Below are 16,076 nucleotides of genomic sequence, written 5' to 3'. Positions count from 1 at the left end.
GGGGGCGGGGGCCAATACCCGGGGGTGGGCCGAGCTGTGCAGCCACACCCGGGGGCGGCGGGCGGGGGTCGCGGTCGGGCCGATTTGGGCCGACGTCGACGGGGCGGTCGCCGAGACCCCCCGCGCGGCGGAATCCGGTCTGCGGGGCGGGATCCTGATCCCGGCGCGGTGGGTCGGCTACCCGCCCTACCACGACCGCCGCTACGACAAGGTCTGGGCCGCCTGCCAGGATCTGCAGATGCCGGTGCACACCCACTCCGGTCCCGCCCCGCAGGAGGAGTACGGCGGGCACCTGGGCATCTATGTCACCGAGGTGCGCTGGTGGGGGGCCCGTCCGCTGTGGTTTGCCCTGTGGTCGGGGGTGTTCGAGCGCTTCCCCCGGCTGCGCTGGGGGGTCACCGAGTGCGGTGCCTTTTGGGCCAACGATCTGCTCTGGCTGATGGACACCCGCTATCTGCGGGAGCATTCCGCGAAGAAGATGAGCCATCTGATGGAGGGCGACCTGACGATGCCGCCCTCGGCCTACTTCGACCGGAACTGTTTTATCGGGGCCACCACCACCGAGCGCCGGGAGCTGGCGCGACGCTACGAGATCGGTGTATCAAACATATTGTGGGGCAACGACTTCCCCCATCCGGAGGGGACCTGGCCGCACACCCGCGATTGGCTGCGCCGCTCGTTCTGGGATGTCCCTGTCGAGGAGACCCGACAGATGCTGGGCCTGGCGGCGGCCGAGCTGTACAACTTCGATCTGTCAGCCCTGGCCCCGCTGGCCGAGCGCATCGGCCCCACCCCCGAAGATCTGGGCCAAGATGATGCGGTGAGCATCCCCAAGTGGGAGGCGGCCCGCCGGACCGGCCGGCACTGGTTGACGGACGCGGAGCCCATCGCCGACCTCGTGCAGAACTGACCGCAGCGATCCCGTAGCGGGACATAGGTCTTGTGCAGGCCTGGGTTCCTGAAATTAGCCGCGTGAGTTGACGTGGCGGGCGGCCCACTGAGCGCCGAGCTTCACCAGCCCGGATTGCGGGTAGCGGACGTGGGCGTTGAAGTCGTTACCGGCCGAACAGACGGGGTCGTTGGGCACGCACAGGTCGGCGGTCCGGGAACCAAACACCGGGCTCATCCGGGTCAGTGGCTGACCGATGCGGGCCGAGGGGTTGCCGAAGACGACGACGGAGGCGATGTGCGGAACCGCGGCGGCCGGCAGCGGGGCGGTGTAGCCGACGGCGCCGATCGGCGCGGTGGTGACGACGTCAACCACGGCCGCGCCCTGCGAGTAGCCGCCCAACACGATCCCGGTCTTGGGGCATTGTTCGGCGATGGCCTGGACGCGCTTGCTCATGTCGGTGGCGCCGGCGGCGGCTTTGGCGAAATCCCACGATGCCGGGTACTGCACGGCATAGCTGGCGAGCGTCTTGCCTTTCACCATCGGGCGCAGCGTGTCGACGAAAGATTGGCCGACGACGCCGATGCCCGGCGGTTCATCGGTGCCGCGCGCGAAGACGACTTCGATGTCCGAGCAGGACGGCGCACCCGCCGCACCAGGGGTCGCGATCGTGCCCGCCGCGACGACCGCCGTGACGACCAACGCCAGCCGCCCGGCCATGCCTGCGCGGCCGGACCTGCGGCGAGCGGCACTGTCCACGGGGGTTGCCCTGCGCGCTTCGGACCTGGCCGACACCCTGACGAACTATACCCAATTATCACTTCCGTCACTCTGGCAACGCGGCCAAGTGGCGTCAGGTGCCGTAGAGATGGAGGGCCCGGCCGGTCACGGTGGCCACGTCGCCGCTGAGCCCCGCGATGGGTGGACCGCCGCGCTGATGGATCACGTTCGCCAGGACGATCACGTAGGTATCGGACCCGGGGTCGATCCACAGCGTCACGCCGGTGAAGCCGGTGTGGCCGAAGCTGCCGACGGGAAAGATCCTGCCGCGCGGCCGGGAGTGCGGTGTATCGATGTCCCAGCCGAAGCCGCGCAGGTTTTGCCCACTTATCGCCGGATAGCTCGGGGCGAGCAGGGGATCGGCCGTGTTGGGTGTGGTCGCAGCGGCGTCCCGGGTTGCGGTATTCGCCGCCTCGAGTTGGGCCGGGTCGTGACCGGGCTGCTGTGGTGTCGTCATCAATTCCAGGGTCGATCGCTGCAGCGGAAACGGACTCGGGCGCCCGGCCAGGCGATCGAGGAGGGCCTGCGCGTACCGGCCGACGTCGTGCGCCGTCGAGAACACGCCGGCGCTGCCGGCCACCCCGCCCATCCGGCGGGCGGTCGGGTCGTGCACGGTGCCGCGAAGCAGCTGGTCGTAGTCGGGGTTGATCCCCGGGGTGTCTTCGTCATGGGCTGTCGGCGCGATGCGGGCCAGCAGATCGGTGCTCCAGGTGCCCGCCGGGCACTGGGCGACCTCGGATGCGCTGTTGTCCAACGCGATGGCGGTACCGCGGATCCGGTGCGGGCCACACGCTTTGGCCGCCGGAAGAAAGCGGGTGTCGGCCATGCCCAGCGGCGCAAAGACGTTGTCCTGCACATAAATATCCAACGGTTGGCCGGTGATCTTCTCGACCAGCGCGCCGAGGATGATGAAACCGATGTCGGAGTAATGAAACGTCTGGCCGGGGCCGAACTCCAGCGGCGCGGTGAGCGCCCGATGGATGCCATCTGCTTTGTCCGCCTGCGTCAGGCCCCACGGACCCTGGTGGCTCAAGTCGCCGCCAATGCCCGAGGTGTGGGTGAGCAACATGCGTAGCGTCACCTGGGCACGCCCCGGGTCGTCCGCCGCGTTGAACTCGGGTAGGTAGGTCTGCACTGGATCGTCGATTTGGACGCGACCGTGTTCGTAGAGCTGTAGCACCGCAGTGGCCGTCGCGAGGCTCTTCGTCAGCGACGCCAGGTCGAAGATCGTGTCCTCGGTCATCGGCTCGGCCGGCGCGGGCGATCCGTCGAGCCCCGGTTCGTCCGCGAGCTTGCGGGCGCCGAAGGCCTGCCTGAAGACGACGGCGCCGGCGTGCCCGATCTGCACCACCGCACCCGGCAGCCGGGGGGCCGCAATCGCGTCGTTGAGGAGCTGGGAGACGGGTGCCACCAGCTCCTCGCGAGGCAGGTAGGGCGTGTCGACGCGAGGCACGACCGGCGCGGCGGCACGAGGTACGACTGGCGCGGTGGTAGTTGGGGTGCTGGTGTCGGGCGGGGGGAGCCCCGGGCGGCCACACGACGGGGCAACCGCAACAGCGAGCACGACGCTCCCCACGGCGCAGGCCCGAGTGACGCACGATCTCGACACCGTCACCAGCACGACGGTAGCCGGGCACCCCGATCGGTGTCATGGTCGAGGACGTAGACCGCGACAGCCGAGCAGGTGGCAAGCGGACTCGCGCGGAGCTGCCGGAAAGCCAACGGGGAATAGACGCCGCGCCGAAGTAGCTCTGCTTAGCGTGGCTCAGAAACCCGATCCCGAGACATTAAAGACGATGAACGGCACCATCACCGACGAATTTCGCGCCAACGCCGGCAAGGTCGGGGGACGATTCGAAGGCCAGGAGCTGTTGCTGCTCACCACGACGGGCGCGAAGTCCGGCGCGCCGCGGGTCACGCCGCTGGTGGTGTTTCGCACCGACGGCAAGTTGCTGATCGTCGCCGGCTACGGCGGAGCTGACGTCAACCCCGCCTGGGTGCACAACCTGCGGGCCAACCCGCGGGCGCACGTTGAGGTCGCCGGCGGCTCATTCGACGTCGTCGCGCGCGAGCTCGACCCGTCCGAACGCGAGGCGGTCATCCCGAAGATCAACGCAACCACGCCCGCCTTCGCGTACGCGAGCTACCAGTCAAAAACCACTCGCACCATCCCGATATTTGAGCTGGAAGCGGGCGAGTCATAACTGGCGCCGTGACCGTCGGGCAGAGCGCACCTATCGTGCACTCGATGTGCAATACCAGTTCGTCGACTGAGCAGGTCGGCGCGCCTGCCGTAACCTGTCGGACCCCTTCGGAAGACTGCGGCGCATGAGTAGGCGTAACCGAGAGAAGCGGGCAGCCAAACACAAGAACCGGCGCCGGGCCAAGCACGAGCGGGTCGATTTCGATCCGGGGCCAGACCGGGCGCTGCTGCTCGAACGCCTCGTCGTGGCATTGAGCATGGCCGCATCAGGTGCTGCCGACCAGATCCCGCGTCACGCCACTGCACTGCTCCGTGAGTACCGCGGCTTCGCACGCGAGCTCGCCGTTGCGGCTGACCTCGCCATGAACGAGGCCATCAGAGCGGCCTGGGAGCACGGCTGGCAGCCGTCCGACTTGCATGAAATCGCCCGTCGCCAGCTGAAGCCAGTCCAGGTCCGGTACCTCGACGAGGCCATCGTCCTTGAGTCCCGGCGATACGCGACCGCGGCACTGCACCCGGACTGGCGTGCCGACATCGCCGGGCTCTCGGCCGCCGTCGGCGCAACTACACAACCGCCCCAGGCGGGGCGGTGGGCGTCGTCGAACGCCGCCGATCAATGCGAGGGCCTGACCGTTGTCATCAGACTCCTGAATTTTCTCGGCCGGCTCCCCGTGCTGGAAGTGATCCTGCCGCTGCCCGGGGCGTACCGGCACACGGCAACGGCGGTCAGCGATGCGGGGGAGAAGGTCCTCGGTAGGGTGCGCGCGCTGCTGGCAAAAGCCGAAGCCACCGAGTTCCCCGACGAGGCGGAGGCTTTGTCGGCTAAGGCCCAGGACCTGATGAGCAGGTACGCGCTGAACGAAGCGCTGGCCCAGCATGCTCGTGGCCGCAAGCCCGCTGCGGTCGCGCGACGGATCTGGCTCGACAACCCGTACGCCGCCGCCAAGGCGTCGTTGGTGCAAGTGGTGAGTCAGTCCAACCGGTGTCGCGCAGTGTGGGCGGAGCGGCTCGGATTCGTCACCGTGATCGGCTGCGAAACCGACCTCAACCTGGTCGAACTGCTCACTACGTCGCTGTTGGTACAAGCCAACCGGGCGATGCTCAGCGCGGGACGCAATGGCGGTGCGCAAGCACGGGCCAGGTCATTTCGGCAATCATTCCTTGTCGCCTACGCCCAACGCATCGGCGAACGGCTCGACGACGCGAACGCAGCGGTCACCGCGGAGGTCAAGCGCGACGCTCGACTGCTGCCCGTGCTGGCGGCCAACAATCGCGCGACCGAAGAACTCACCGAACGGCTCTTCCCGTCGACGGTGCCGCGCTCGGTGGCAGTGTCCAACGGTGCCGGCTGGGGTGCCGGCCGCGCCGCGGCGGACATGGCAGTGCTCGAGACACGCGAGTCCATAGCGGGTTGATCGCATTCACCGGCGACCACGTTTTCCCGGTCAACTCCGTGCCGCGCAGATACCCTCCCAGTTGTGACGCCCCCCGCATCACGACGCGACGTCCTCCGGTACGCCGCGCTGCTGGCACCGGCGCTGGCCGTTCCCGGCGCCCTCGGCACGCCGACGGCCGCCGCCGAGGGTCTCCGCCTCGTCGACTTCACCGAGCGACTGGTGCAGCCCGAGCAGATCAAGGCGGCGGGCCTCGACGGTGCACTGGTCTACGTGTCCGAGCTGCGGCCCGGCGCCACCTTCGATTTCAAGCCCGTCACCCGCGACTACGCCGACCGGCTCCGCGCCGCCGGCCTGCAGATCGCCAGCTGCTATCAGTACGGCAAGCCCGGGTGGGCGACGCCCTCGGATTTCACCCGCGGCTACGACGGCGGAGTGGCCGATGCCCAGACGGCGTTGAGGAACCACACCGCGGCCGGCGGCCCGGCCTCGGCGCCGATCTTCTTCAGCGTCGATGAGGATATCGACGCCAAGGCGTGGAAAACCCTGGGCGTGCAGTGGTTTCGCGGGATCAACTCGGTGTTGGGGGTGGAGCGCACGGGCATCTACGGCGGTGTTCGCCAGTGCGGCTGGGCGATCAGCGACGGTGTCATCGGACACTCGACCAGTCCGGGCTATCGGTGGGCGTGGCAGACGCGGGCCTGGTCGGGCGACGACCGCGAGCCGGCGGCCGTGCTGTACCAGCGAGAAGTCGTCAGCGCAGCCGACCCAGGATTGGTGATCGACGACGTGCACCTCGACGTCGACGACGTCCTCGCGCCCGATTTCGGCCAGTGGGGGCTCACCCGATGATGCACACACGACGTTCCGGGCTGACCGCTTGCGGCTACGGGGCCGCGGCAAGTTCGAGTCGTTCGACCGGTTGGCCGGTTGTTGCCGCGACAAGGTCGAAATCCTTGTCTAGATGCAACACCGTCAGCCCGCTGAGTTCGGCCGCGGCAGCGATAAGAAGGTCGGGAACCGATACCGCACGATGGTGACCGCGCGCCGCCAACAGGAATTGAACCTCGATGGCGCGGTCCTCGATGGCCGGCGTCAGGTAGACCAGCGGCATCCGCGCCAGCGGCGGATTTGCGATCTCATAACGCAGATCGTCGACCGATCGCGCCGACCACCCCATCTCCAGCCGGGTAGCCGCGGTGACGCGGACCAATCCACGCTCGATCCGGTTAGCCCACAGGGCGGGGTCGAGGCTGCGCGCGAGACGGGTATAGGCGGACTTGTCGATGAGCCAACCGCTCATTCCCAGGCTCGCCGCATCACCTCGGGGTCGTCCAGGTCGGCAAATGCCTGCGCCGATCGCGCCAAGTCCGCGACCGTCAGTGAACGCTGGTCGACCGGCCTCTGGGTAGTCAACAGCCGGCGCAAGTATTCGGAGCGGGACAGGCCGACGCGCTGGGCGTGCGCGTCGAGCGCCTCGACGACATCGTCCGGTACACCGCGAATGAGGATGTCAGCCATGCCCCACCTCTCAATCTGATATCCAACGATATCAGAGATCAATGGGCGACGGTCGCCGACGATGCGGACGCCTCGCGCCCCGCGGACCAGCAGCGTCGGTTAAGCGCAGGTCAGCGGAAGCGGACGTTCAACGTCGCCAGGCCGAAGATCTTCTTGTCACCAGATTTCGCGCCCACCAGGACGACACCGGTGCGGGTCTCCGGGTCGAGCGACTTGATCCGGCCGCTGAACTCGATGTCGGCGCCGTCGGTGGCCGACACGATCGCGGGGGCCGACAGCCGGACCGCGTAGCGGGTGACCGCGCCGGGGTCGCCCGACCATGCGGAGGCGAATCCGGCCCCCAAGCCCATGGTGAGCATGCCGTGCGCGATCACATCGGGCAGCCCGGCCAGCTTGGCGATGTCCTCGTCCCAGTGAATCGGGTTGGCGTCGCCGGCCACCCCGGCGTAGTTCACCAGGTCGCCGCGGGACAGCCGGGTGTGGTGCACCGGCAGCTCGTCGCCGACCCGCACGTCGTCGAAGGACGGCGTCCCGGGCGTCCGGGTGACGCCGCCCGTGGCGATCCGCACCTCGCCGTCGGGGCGCACCGTCTTCTGATAGGTGGCCGCCGCTTCGTCCGTGCCGACGATGTTCACGTCGTGCATCATCGCCCGCTGCACCGCCGTCTTGATCGCCGGATCGACATCCTCGGCGGTGACGCCGACGACGGTGGTGTGCAGGGTGTGTACCCGCTCCCCGGCGGTGTCGGTGAAGGTGTTGGTCACGGTGATCAGGTCTCGGCCGGCCATCCGGCGCACCGACGTCAGTTCGACGTCGATGTGCAGTTCATCGCCGACCACGATCGGGCGGTGCTGTTCGAACACTTCTTCGGTCTGCACGTAGGTGTCGTAACCGACGACCACCGACTCGAACATGCGCCGATTGCAGGCCATGGCCGGGGTCGACGTGAACGTCAGCGGCGCCACCAGACCCGAGTAGCCCAGCTCCGCGGCGGCGGCGTCATCCCAGTGCACGGGGTGATAGTCCTGCACGGCGCGGGCGTACTCGCGCACCTTCTCGCGACCGACCTGATAAGTGGAGTCGGCCTGGTAGTAGTGGCCGACCCGCGCTTCGAGCGCCGACGCCTCTGCTGCTGCGGTCATGAAATTGCTCAACCGTTCTATCGGCTTGTCGATGAGGCCGACCTGAGCAGACTAGCCCGCGGCCATCCTAGCGAGACACGCCGGCGTGAAATCCAGCGCGCGATCGACCGGGTCGTGGACAACCCGATGATCGGGCGGGCTTGCGACGAAGTCCATCCCGGGTACCGCAAGCACGCCGTCGGAGTGCACGCGCTCTACTACCGGATTGTCAGTCGCGACGTGATCGATGTGGTGCGCATACTTCACCAACGGATGGATGTCGACCGGCACCTCGATTGACTAGCACCCGTCGCCGGCGATAGCCGCTTCATGTACTTTTCGGGGGTGATTTCCTCAGCTGCTGGTGCAGTCGTGCGGTGGATCTCCCCCTTCCTGGCAGCTGCGGCCATTGTCGGCGCGGCGCTTCCCGCAGACCCGGTGCCGGTCGGTCCCGCCCCGGCGGTCCGGTTGGCGGACGCGGAGAACCCGTTGGGCGGGATGCCGTTCTACGTCGATCCCGCATCGGCGGCCATGGTCGCCGCGCGGAACGCCAATCCGCCGAGTGCGGAGCTGACCGCGGTCGCCAACACGCCGCAGGCATACTGGATCGACCAGGCATTTCCCGCCAGCACGGTCACCGGCGTGGTGGGCCGCTACACCGGCGCGGCGCAGGCCGCCGGTGCCATGCCGGTGCTGACGCTCTACGCCATCCCGCACCGGGACTGCGGCAGCTTCGCCGCGGGCGGGTTCGGCTCGGGCGACGCCTACCGGCAGTGGATTGATGCCGTCGCGGCCGGCCTGGGCTCCTCGCCGGCGGCGATCGTCCTGGAACCCGATGCGCTGGCCATGGCCGACTGCCTGTCACCGGACCAGCGTCAGGAACGCTTCGACCTGATCCGCTACGCCGTCGACACGCTGACCCGCGATCCGGCCGCGGCCGTGTACGTCGACGGCGGGCATTCGCGGTGGGTGAGCGCCGACGACATGGCCGCCCGCCTCAACCAGGCCGGGGTGGGGCACGCCCGGGGCTTTCGCCTCAACGCCACGAACTACTACTCCACCGATGAGGAAATCGGTTACGGCGAGGCGATTTCGGGGCTGACGAACGGTGCGCACTACGTGATCGACACGTCGCGCAACGGCGCCGGGCCCGCGCCCGAGCAGGCGCTCAACTGGTGCAACCCGGACGGGCGAGCACTGGGCACCCCGCCCACCGCGGCCACCGCGGGCGCGCACGCCGACGCCTACCTGTGGATCAAGCGTGTCGGTGAATCCGACGGATCCTGCGGGCGTGGGGAACCCGCGGCGGGCCGCTTCGTCAGCCAGTACGCCATCGACCTCGCCCGCAACGCCGGTCACTAAGGGCACCCGATTCGGCGTTGAGATTGCAGCCAGGGCTGTACATTTCGCGGATCCACGACCCTGGCCGCAATCTCACGACCGTACTTGACGCGACGCTACTTCGGGGGCATCCGAATGCCGCCGTCGACGCGGACGACCTCGGCGTTCATGTAGGAGTTGGTGATCAGCTCGAGCACCATCGACGCCAGTTCCTCGGGCTTGCCGAGCCGGCGCGGGAACAGCACCGACTCGCCGAGCTTGGCCTTGAACGCCTCCGACGCTTCACCCTCGCCGTAGATCGGGGTGTCGATCAGGCCGGGGGCGACGGTGTTGACCCGGACGCCGACCGCCGACAGGTCGCGGGCGACCGGCAGGGTCAGCCCCACGACGCCGCCCTTGGACGACGAGTAGGCGGCCTGGCCGATCTGGCCGTCGAACGCCGCGACGCTGGTCATGTTGACGATGGCGCCCCGCTCGCCGGTGTCGGTGGGCTCGTTCTTGCTCATCTGGGTGGCCGCGATGCGGATGCAGTCGAAGGTGCCGACCAGGTTGATGTCCAGCACCTTCTTGTACAGGCCCAGGTCGTGCGCCGAGGCGAACTCGCCGTCCTTGCCGATGGTGCGCTGGGCCCAGCCGACCCCGGCCGAGTTCACCAGGGCACGCAGCGGGCCGAGGTCCGCGGCGGTGTTGACCGCGTCGATGATCTGGTCGGTGTTGGTGACGTCGACGGTGACGAACACGCCGCCGATCTCCTTGGCGAGCTCCTCGCCCTTGTCTGCCTGCAGGTCGGCGATGACGACCCGGGCCCCCTTGTCGGCCAACTGACGCGCAGTGGCCGCCCCGATACCTGACGCGCCGCCGGTGACGATCGCGCTAGCTCCATTGATATCCACGCCGACAGACTACGCAGTGAGGCCGTGCCGCATGCCCGCCGGTCAGCTGTTGACGCCCCGCAGGCGGATCTATGTTCGCTGCGCCAGTGGACGGGAACGCACCAGTGTTGGCCACCAGAACCACGGTCCGAGGATTCGGAGGATGCACGGCACCACAAACGAACGCACGATCAGCGTGTCGAGCAGCAGGCCGATGCACACGGTGGAACCCACTTGCCCGATCGTTCGGAGATCGCTTGTCAGCATTGCCAGCATCGTGAACGCAAACACCAATCCCGCGGACGTCACCACACCGCCGGTACTTCCGAGCGCGCGGATCAGACCAGTGTTCAGCCCGGCGTGAATTTCTTCTTTAACTCGGTTGATCAGCAGGAGGTTGTAGTCCGACCCGACCGCCACCAGGATGATGAACGTCAGCGGTAGCACCAGCCAGTGCAGATGCAGGCCGATCAGGTGCTGCCAGACAAGTATGGACAGCCCGAACGCCCCAGCGTAGGAGAACGCCACCGTGCCGGGAATGACCAAGGCCGCCACCAGACTTCGCGTGATGAACATCATGATCAAGAAGATCAGCACGAAGGCAGCGATCGCCGCGATGAGCAGATCGGATGTGGCGTATTGCTTGATGTCCTTGTCGTTCGATCCCGAGCCGCCGATATAGACGCGCGCACCCGCCAACGAGGTCTCTTTCAGGATCGTGGTTATCGCCTCGGGGAACTTTTCGACATGCTCCACACCTTCAGGGCCCATGGCGTTGCCCTCGTGGGTGACGATGAAGCGGGCCGCCTTACCGTCCGGCGACATCATCAATTTCATGCCGGTCTTGACGTCTTCGTTGTCGAAGCCCTCGTGCGGGATGTAGAACAAGTCGTCGCTGCGGGATTTGTCCCAGTCGTTGCCGACGTTGATCGAATCGTCGAATGTCTGCTCGGTCAGCAGTGACTGCAGATCCGCGGACCCGTAACTGTTGACCAACTTCGCCTGCAGGGCCGCGGTGTCGTCGGCCGTGGCTTTCAGCTGCGCAATGATCTGCGGAAAGGCCTTGTCTACTTCCTCAAGGGAAAACCTGGCGTCCTTAATGTCGTCGGCCAACTTGTCGATGTGGTCGATCGTGTCCCACAGCGATCTGAAGGCCCAGCAGATAGGTATGTCAAAGCAGTGGTTCTCCCAATAGAAGTAGTTTTTGATCGGACGGAAGAAATCGTCGAGATTCGAGACTTCCTCATTCATCTCTTCGGACACGTTTTGCAGATCTTCGACGGTGAGAACCGTCTGGTGCAGCTCATCGGAAACCTTCTGAAAGAACCCGATCTCCTTGCGGAGGACCTCGACCGAGTGCGCCTGAATCTCTGCCTGCAGGTCGGTGTTGGTGTTCTGCTCTCTGTTGAAGGGCAGCTGTTGTCCGTTGCCGCTGCCCTGTGTGGTGAACAAGTAAGGAATGCTCGCGTGCTCCAGTGGCCGGCCCAGAGGCCGGGTCATGCCTTGCACCATGGCCACACCGGGCAGGCGAATCAGCGCCCTGGCGACCCGGTCCAGCGAGATGAAGTCAGCCGAGTTGCGCATGTCGTGATCGGTTTCGACCATCAGCATCTCGGTGAACAGCTTGCTCTTGGGGAAGTGCCGATCAGCCGCCTGGAAACCCAGATTGGCGGGTGCGTCGTGCGGCTGGTACTGCCGGTCGTCGTAATTCTGTCGGTAGCTCGGTACGAAAATCGCCCCAAGCATCACGATCGCCGAACTGGCCACCAGGATCGGCACCGGCCAGCGCGCCACGCTCGCGCCGATCCGCCGATACAGGCGTGCCTTCACCTGCTGCCGTGGGTCGAACATGCCGAAGAGACTGCCGACCGTCAAAACTGCCGGGCCGAGCGTCATCGCCGCGGCGATGGTGAACAGCATGGTGATTGCGACCGCCGGCCCCATGGTGTGGAAGTAGTTCAGTCGCGCAAACGTCAAGCAGTAGCACGCGCCGGCGATCGTCAGCCCCGAGCCGATGACGATGGGCGCGACGCCCTTGTAAGCGATGTAAAAACTTTCTTCTCGGCTTTCACCGGCCAGGCGTGCCTCGTGATAGCGACCAATCAAGAAGATGCCGTAGTCCGTGCCCGCTCCCAGCGTCAACGCGATCACGATGTTCACCGCGAACGACGACAGCTCGATGTATCCGAGATGCCCGAGGGTCGAGATAATCCCTTTGGCAACAAGCATTTCGATGAGTACGCCGAGCAAGGGCACCAATAGCGTAGGCGGCGAGCGATACACGATCAGCAACATCACCATGATGAGGACGATCGTGACGATCGTGACGTTGTTCAGGCTTGCGTTGGCGATACTCAGCGTGTCCGACGCCAGCGGCGCGGCGCCGCTCACGAAGACCTTCAGCCCGGGCGGCGGGGTGTCCTTGGCGATGATGTCTCGGACGGCGTCCACGGAGGCGTTCGCCTCGATCTGCCCGATGTCGCCGGCCAGACGCAACAGCACATAGGTGCACTTGCCATCGACGCTTTGCGCCCCGGCCGCGGTGAACGGTTTGCCCCACAGGTCCATCACGTACTGCACGTGCTTGGTGTCGCGCTGCAGGCGCTGCACCAAATCGTCGTAGTAGCTGTGGTCTTGGTCCGCCAATGGGCGGTCCGCCTCGAACACCACCATCGTCAAGTTCGTCGAATTGGATTCGTGGAACTTTTCGCCGATGTGCAGCAGCGCTCGCTGCGACGGCGCGTAGTGCGGGATCATTGGTCCGGCGAGCTCTTCTGCGACGTCCTCCACCTTAGGCATGAAAGCGGTCGTCGTGACCGCGAGAAAGCCCCAAAAGAAGATGATCGGTATCGCAAAAGTACGGACCATGCGCGGGATGACGGGACGTTTGACCGGGGGCTCATCTCGGCGATGCTCGCTCACGCGGATTTCACCCTGCACTCGACGTCGGCGTCCTGATGATTACCGGACTGTTCGTCGCGCACGACGCCGTCCACCAGCATTCGGCAGCCCACCTGACCGCCGTGAACATGCACGGAGATACTGCCGGACGCGACCGTGAGCGTCGTAGTCTCCGTGTGGGACCAGGGCAGGGTGGTGAAGTCAACTTCGTGCGGATGCCCGTCGATGTCGACGTAGACGAGCTTCCCGCCCTGGCCGACGGAGCCGAAAACCTCATAGGTGAGCCGTTTTATATTGAACTCTTCCGGCGCCTGCGGACCGTTGACGGTGATGACCGGCTCCGGTTCGGAGAACTGGTGCACCTTCCACATGCCGACCAGGCCCACACTCACCATGACGACGGCAACCAGGGGCATCCAGATTCGCGCCAGGACGGTCCTCCCGATTGAACGAGGGCTCACTCGATCACCTTCCGGAACGCGTTTCCCCGGACCTCGTGCCTCGGATCCGGCCTCGCCGCGGTTTGGTATATCAACCAGGCTGATATGGCGACATACTAGGCTACCAGTACTGAACGGAAGCGTCTACAACGTGCGAACGGTATCACCTGTGGGCGCAGTCGGCAGCGCGGGCGAACGGCCCTCACGCCGCCACTGGCGCGTTTCGCAGACGGCCCTTGAGTCGCCTTGCGCGCAGTAGCTGAACGGCGAGGTTTGTCGAGGTCACCATCGGAATCACCCCGATGAACGTTCGCTCGGACGGGGTGGCGCCGTGCAGGTATTCGAGACAACCGAAAACGTAGTAACACGAAAGCGCGAAGAGGGTGAAGGGGATGCAGAAGGCCATGGGGTTGCCGCGGATAGCGACAACGCGCTGTGCGTACTCGATCTCTTCCGGTGTCATGGGTTCGCGTTTGCGCAACTTGCGCAGGACTCGCGGCGCGGCTCCGATTTCCTCGCTGATCGGAAGGGTGGGTTGCCGCTCCAACCGCCGTGTGTAGATAGAAGCGATCGAGAGCAGGACCAATGCCACCGCCAAGGCGATCAACGTCAGAAGACCCCAGGAAGCTGTGCCCACTACGCGCTCCTCCGCTCCGCGGTCAGCATCACACTAACCTGGTGAGTGGATCCAGTCCGAAACACAGACTGGCAGTTTGAGTGATATGCCCTCAGGCTGAACCAACAGTTTATCTATGCTGTCAGGCCTGGAGTAATTGTCAATACGTGTGGATCGGGTGCTGGCGATGCTGGCCAGCGACCTGCGAACCATCGGCCAGGTCGGTTCCACGGTGTGCATCGGCCTGCTGCTCGATACCTTGATCGTCCGGTCGTTCATCGTGCCGTCGCTGGTGCGGATCTACGGGCCGTGGTTCTGGTGACCGACGATCGTGCGGCAGCGCCCGCTGCGGACGCGGCCCAACGTTTCCGCCACCGCGGCGGCCGGTGCTCCGCCCGCGCTCGGCCCGCTTCGGTGACGCCTCGCAACGTCCAGCCGTGCCGACCGAAAGGCCAACCGCTGACGGCTCCGGTCGTGGTAGAACCAAGGGCCATGACCGGTCTCGCCGAACAGACGCGGTGGCTCGATGCCACCGCCCAGGCCGCGCTGGTGGCCAACGGTGAGGTCACGGCGGGCGAGCTGCTGGAAGCGGCGGTCGAGCGGATCGAACGGTCGAATCCGGCGTTGAACGCCGTGGTCATGCAGTGGTTCGACCATGCGCGGTCGATGGCCGCCGACCCGAACCTGCCCGACGGCCCGTTTCGCGGCGTGCCGTTCCTGCTCAAGGATCTCTACACGAGTTTCGCCGGCCAGACCCTGTCCAACGGCAACGTCGCGCTGAAAAAGGCCCGGAAGATTGGCACCGCCGACACCACGTTGGTCGCCCGGTTCAAGGCGGCCGGGCTGGTCATCGCCGGGCGCACTAACACCCCGGAGTTGGGCAGCCTGCCCACCACGCAGCCGCTGGCCTGGGGCGCGACCCGCAACCCGTGGGCGCCAGACCGGACGCCGGGCGGGTCGAGTGGTGGTGCCGCCGTCGCGGTGGCGGTCGGGATGGTGCCGTTCGCCAACGCTTCCGACGGCGGTGGCAGCATCCGTATCCCGGCGTCGTGCTGTGGGCTGGTGGGACTCAAACCGAGCCAGGGCCGGATCACGGTCGGACCGGTGCGCGCCGAGGTGGGGTTGGGTGTCGAACTGGGTCTTAGCCGCACGGTGCGCGATACGGCGGGGCTGCTCGATGCGGTGCGCGGTCCCGGTATCGGCGACACCGTGATCGCGCCGCCGCCGCTGCGCCCGTACGTCGAGGAGGTCGGTGCGGACCCGGGCCGGTTGCGCATCGGGCTGCTCGACGTGCATCCGCGCGGCGAGTTCTTGCACGAGGACTGCCGGGCGGCGGTCCGCGCGGCGGCGGCGCTGCTGGAGGGGCTGGGGCACACGGTCGAGCCGGCGTGGCCGACGTGCCTGGCCGACGCCACTTTGCCCAGAAAGTTCATGGCGCAGTGGGCAACCCAGATGGCGATGGCCGCCCGCGACATCGGCGAGACGCTCGGGCGCGAAGTGACCGCAGACGACCTGGAGCCGGTGAACTGGGCGCTGGTCGAGCAGGCGCGGCGGCTGACCGCCGTCGACTACGCCGTCGCGCAGGCGGCGGGGTGGGCCTTCCGGCGGGCGCTGCAGCAGTGGTGGGCCGACGGCTGGGATCTGCTGCTGACGCCCACGGTGGCCGAGCCGCCACCGCCATTGACCGAGTTCGACAACGATCCCGCGCACCCGACCGCACCGCAGCGCCGGGCCGGGCGGTTCGCCGCGTTCACGCCGCCGTTCAACATGAGCGGACAGCCGGCGATCAGCCTTCCCCTGCACCGCACCGCCGAGGGCCTTCCGATCGGCGTTCAGCTGGCCGCCGCCTACGGCCGCGAGGACGTCCTGATCCGCGTTGCCTCCCAACTAGAATCGGCCCACCCCTGGTCGTCGGTGCACCCGCCGATCCCCTGAGCCCAGCGCTCGGCGGGGTAGCGGTCGCCGGCCACCTGATCCGCCGGCACCGCCGCCTCGATC

The 16,076-nt window shown here is 66.8% G+C and carries 15 protein-coding genes and 2 pseudogenes; 8 read left to right on the top strand and 9 right to left on the bottom strand.

The annotated features are described in order from the left end of the window. On the top strand, positions 1–910 hold a 910-nt coding region (locus BKN37_RS19785), incomplete at its 5' end, for an amidohydrolase family protein (RefSeq protein ID WP_071028665.1). Positions 911–964: 54 nt separating this feature from the next. Here BKN37_RS19785 and BKN37_RS19780 read toward each other — a convergent pair. Both BKN37_RS19780 and BKN37_RS19775 read right to left on the bottom strand, forming a co-directional pair. Beyond that, positions 965–1,609 (bottom strand): cutinase family protein, encoded by a 645-nt coding sequence (locus tag BKN37_RS19780; protein WP_071028664.1) that lies wholly within the window; start codon positions 1,607–1,609, stop codon positions 965–967. A gap of 133 nt (positions 1,610–1,742) precedes the next feature. Beyond that, a complete protein-coding gene (locus BKN37_RS19775; RefSeq protein WP_423212814.1) occupies positions 1,743–3,287 on the bottom strand; it encodes a serine hydrolase domain-containing protein in 1,545 nt (514 codons plus the stop codon). Positions 3,288–3,429: 142 nt separating this feature from the next. On the opposite strand from BKN37_RS19775, the gene BKN37_RS19770 reads away from it, so the two are divergent. The 3 genes from BKN37_RS19770 (at position 3,430) to BKN37_RS19760 (ending at position 6,118) form a co-directional block, all read left to right on the top strand. Continuing rightward, positions 3,430–3,873: a nitroreductase family deazaflavin-dependent oxidoreductase gene (locus BKN37_RS19770; protein ID WP_423212813.1), complete on the top strand. Its 444-nt coding sequence runs from the start codon at positions 3,430–3,432 to the stop codon at positions 3,871–3,873. A gap of 124 nt (positions 3,874–3,997) precedes the next feature. Continuing rightward, positions 3,998–5,287 carry a DUF2786 domain-containing protein gene (locus BKN37_RS19765; RefSeq protein ID WP_071028661.1) on the top strand — a complete coding sequence of 430 codons (1,290 nt, stop codon included), beginning with the start codon at positions 3,998–4,000 and terminating at the stop codon, positions 5,285–5,287. A 108-nt stretch (positions 5,288–5,395) separates the two neighbouring features. Beyond that, positions 5,396–6,118: a DUF1906 domain-containing protein gene (locus BKN37_RS19760; protein WP_242657302.1), complete on the top strand. Its 723-nt coding sequence runs from the start codon at positions 5,396–5,398 to the stop codon at positions 6,116–6,118. 34 nt (positions 6,119–6,152) lie between these two features. Here BKN37_RS19760 and BKN37_RS19755 read toward each other — a convergent pair whose 3' ends face one another. The 3 genes from BKN37_RS19755 to BKN37_RS19745 all read right to left on the bottom strand — a co-directional run bounded on the left by BKN37_RS19755 (position 6,153) and on the right by BKN37_RS19745 (position 7,929). Continuing rightward, positions 6,153–6,569: a PIN domain nuclease gene (locus BKN37_RS19755; RefSeq protein ID WP_071028658.1), complete on the bottom strand. Its 417-nt coding sequence runs from the start codon at positions 6,567–6,569 to the stop codon at positions 6,153–6,155. Further along, complete coding sequence (gene vapB, locus BKN37_RS19750) at positions 6,566–6,787, bottom strand: type II toxin-antitoxin system VapB family antitoxin (protein ID WP_071028656.1); 222 nt, start codon at positions 6,785–6,787, stop codon at positions 6,566–6,568. Before vapB ends, BKN37_RS19755 begins: the two co-directional genes overlap by 4 nt. A gap of 110 nt (positions 6,788–6,897) precedes the next feature. Continuing rightward, a complete protein-coding gene (locus tag BKN37_RS19745; RefSeq protein ID WP_071028655.1) occupies positions 6,898–7,929 on the bottom strand; it encodes a fused (3R)-hydroxyacyl-ACP dehydratase subunits HadA/HadB in 1,032 nt (343 codons plus the stop codon). Positions 7,930–7,998: 69 nt separating this feature from the next. Here BKN37_RS19745 and BKN37_RS30290 point away from each other — a divergent pair. Together BKN37_RS30290 and BKN37_RS19735 are read left to right on the top strand one after the other, a co-directional pair. Then, positions 7,999–8,208: pseudogene (locus BKN37_RS30290) on the top strand (type II toxin-antitoxin system RelE/ParE family toxin); the annotation flags it as partial. A 30-nt stretch (positions 8,209–8,238) separates the two neighbouring features. Beyond that, positions 8,239–9,270 carry a glycoside hydrolase family 6 protein gene (locus BKN37_RS19735; RefSeq protein ID WP_071028654.1) on the top strand — a complete coding sequence of 344 codons (1,032 nt, stop codon included), beginning with the start codon at positions 8,239–8,241 and terminating at the stop codon, positions 9,268–9,270. A gap of 95 nt (positions 9,271–9,365) precedes the next feature. Here the strand turns inward: BKN37_RS19735 and BKN37_RS19730 are convergent, their stop codons facing one another. From BKN37_RS19730 to BKN37_RS19715, 4 genes are all read right to left on the bottom strand, one after another. Then, positions 9,366–10,142 (bottom strand): SDR family NAD(P)-dependent oxidoreductase, encoded by a 777-nt coding sequence (locus BKN37_RS19730; protein ID WP_071028653.1) that lies wholly within the window; start codon positions 10,140–10,142, stop codon positions 9,366–9,368. Positions 10,143–10,211: 69 nt separating this feature from the next. Next, positions 10,212–12,989, bottom strand: coding sequence for an MMPL/RND family transporter (locus BKN37_RS19725; protein ID WP_095407140.1), 2,778 nt, complete (start codon positions 12,987–12,989; stop codon positions 10,212–10,214). A gap of 50 nt (positions 12,990–13,039) precedes the next feature. Continuing rightward, complete coding sequence (locus BKN37_RS19720; protein ID WP_071028651.1) at positions 13,040–13,438, bottom strand: MmpS family transport accessory protein; 399 nt, start codon at positions 13,436–13,438, stop codon at positions 13,040–13,042. Positions 13,439–13,664: 226 nt separating this feature from the next. Continuing rightward, complete coding sequence (locus BKN37_RS19715) at positions 13,665–14,099, bottom strand: hypothetical protein (RefSeq protein WP_071028650.1); 435 nt, start codon at positions 14,097–14,099, stop codon at positions 13,665–13,667. A 157-nt stretch (positions 14,100–14,256) separates the two neighbouring features. Here BKN37_RS19715 and BKN37_RS27970 point away from each other — a divergent pair. Both BKN37_RS27970 and BKN37_RS19710 read left to right on the top strand, forming a co-directional pair. Beyond that, a pseudogene (locus tag BKN37_RS27970) lies at positions 14,257–14,400 on the top strand (MMPL family transporter); the annotation flags it as partial. 170 nt (positions 14,401–14,570) lie between these two features. Further along, positions 14,571–16,013 (top strand): amidase, encoded by a 1,443-nt coding sequence (locus BKN37_RS19710; RefSeq protein ID WP_071028649.1) that lies wholly within the window; start codon positions 14,571–14,573, stop codon positions 16,011–16,013. Positions 16,014–16,076 lie beyond the last annotated feature (63 nt).

This window comes from Mycobacterium talmoniae (assembly GCF_001854525.1).
Classification (GTDB): Bacteria; Actinomycetota; Actinomycetes; order Mycobacteriales; family Mycobacteriaceae; genus Mycobacterium; species Mycobacterium talmoniae.
Note: the sequence above shows the minus strand (reverse complement) of the source record. Positions and strands in the feature narration are given on the sequence as shown.

Coding starts and splice junctions, on each gene's coding strand:
- vapB (WP_071028656.1), bottom strand. CDS start 6,787: ATGGCTGACATCCTCATTCGCGGTGTACCGGACGATGTCGTCGAGGCG.
- BKN37_RS19765 (WP_071028661.1), top strand. CDS start 3,998: ATGAGTAGGCGTAACCGAGAGAAGCGGGCAGCCAAACACAAGAACCGG.
- BKN37_RS19710 (WP_071028649.1), top strand. CDS start 14,571: ATGACCGGTCTCGCCGAACAGACGCGGTGGCTCGATGCCACCGCCCAG.
- BKN37_RS19720 (WP_071028651.1), bottom strand. CDS start 13,438: ATGCCCCTGGTTGCCGTCGTCATGGTGAGTGTGGGCCTGGTCGGCATG.
- BKN37_RS19725 (WP_095407140.1), bottom strand. CDS start 12,989: ATGGTCCGTACTTTTGCGATACCGATCATCTTCTTTTGGGGCTTTCTC.
- BKN37_RS19780 (WP_071028664.1), bottom strand. CDS start 1,609: ATGGCCGGGCGGCTGGCGTTGGTCGTCACGGCGGTCGTCGCGGCGGGC.
- BKN37_RS19745 (WP_071028655.1), bottom strand. CDS start 7,929: ATGACCGCAGCAGCAGAGGCGTCGGCGCTCGAAGCGCGGGTCGGCCAC.
- BKN37_RS19735 (WP_071028654.1), top strand. CDS start 8,239: ATGTACTTTTCGGGGGTGATTTCCTCAGCTGCTGGTGCAGTCGTGCGG.
- BKN37_RS19755 (WP_071028658.1), bottom strand. CDS start 6,569: ATGAGCGGTTGGCTCATCGACAAGTCCGCCTATACCCGTCTCGCGCGC.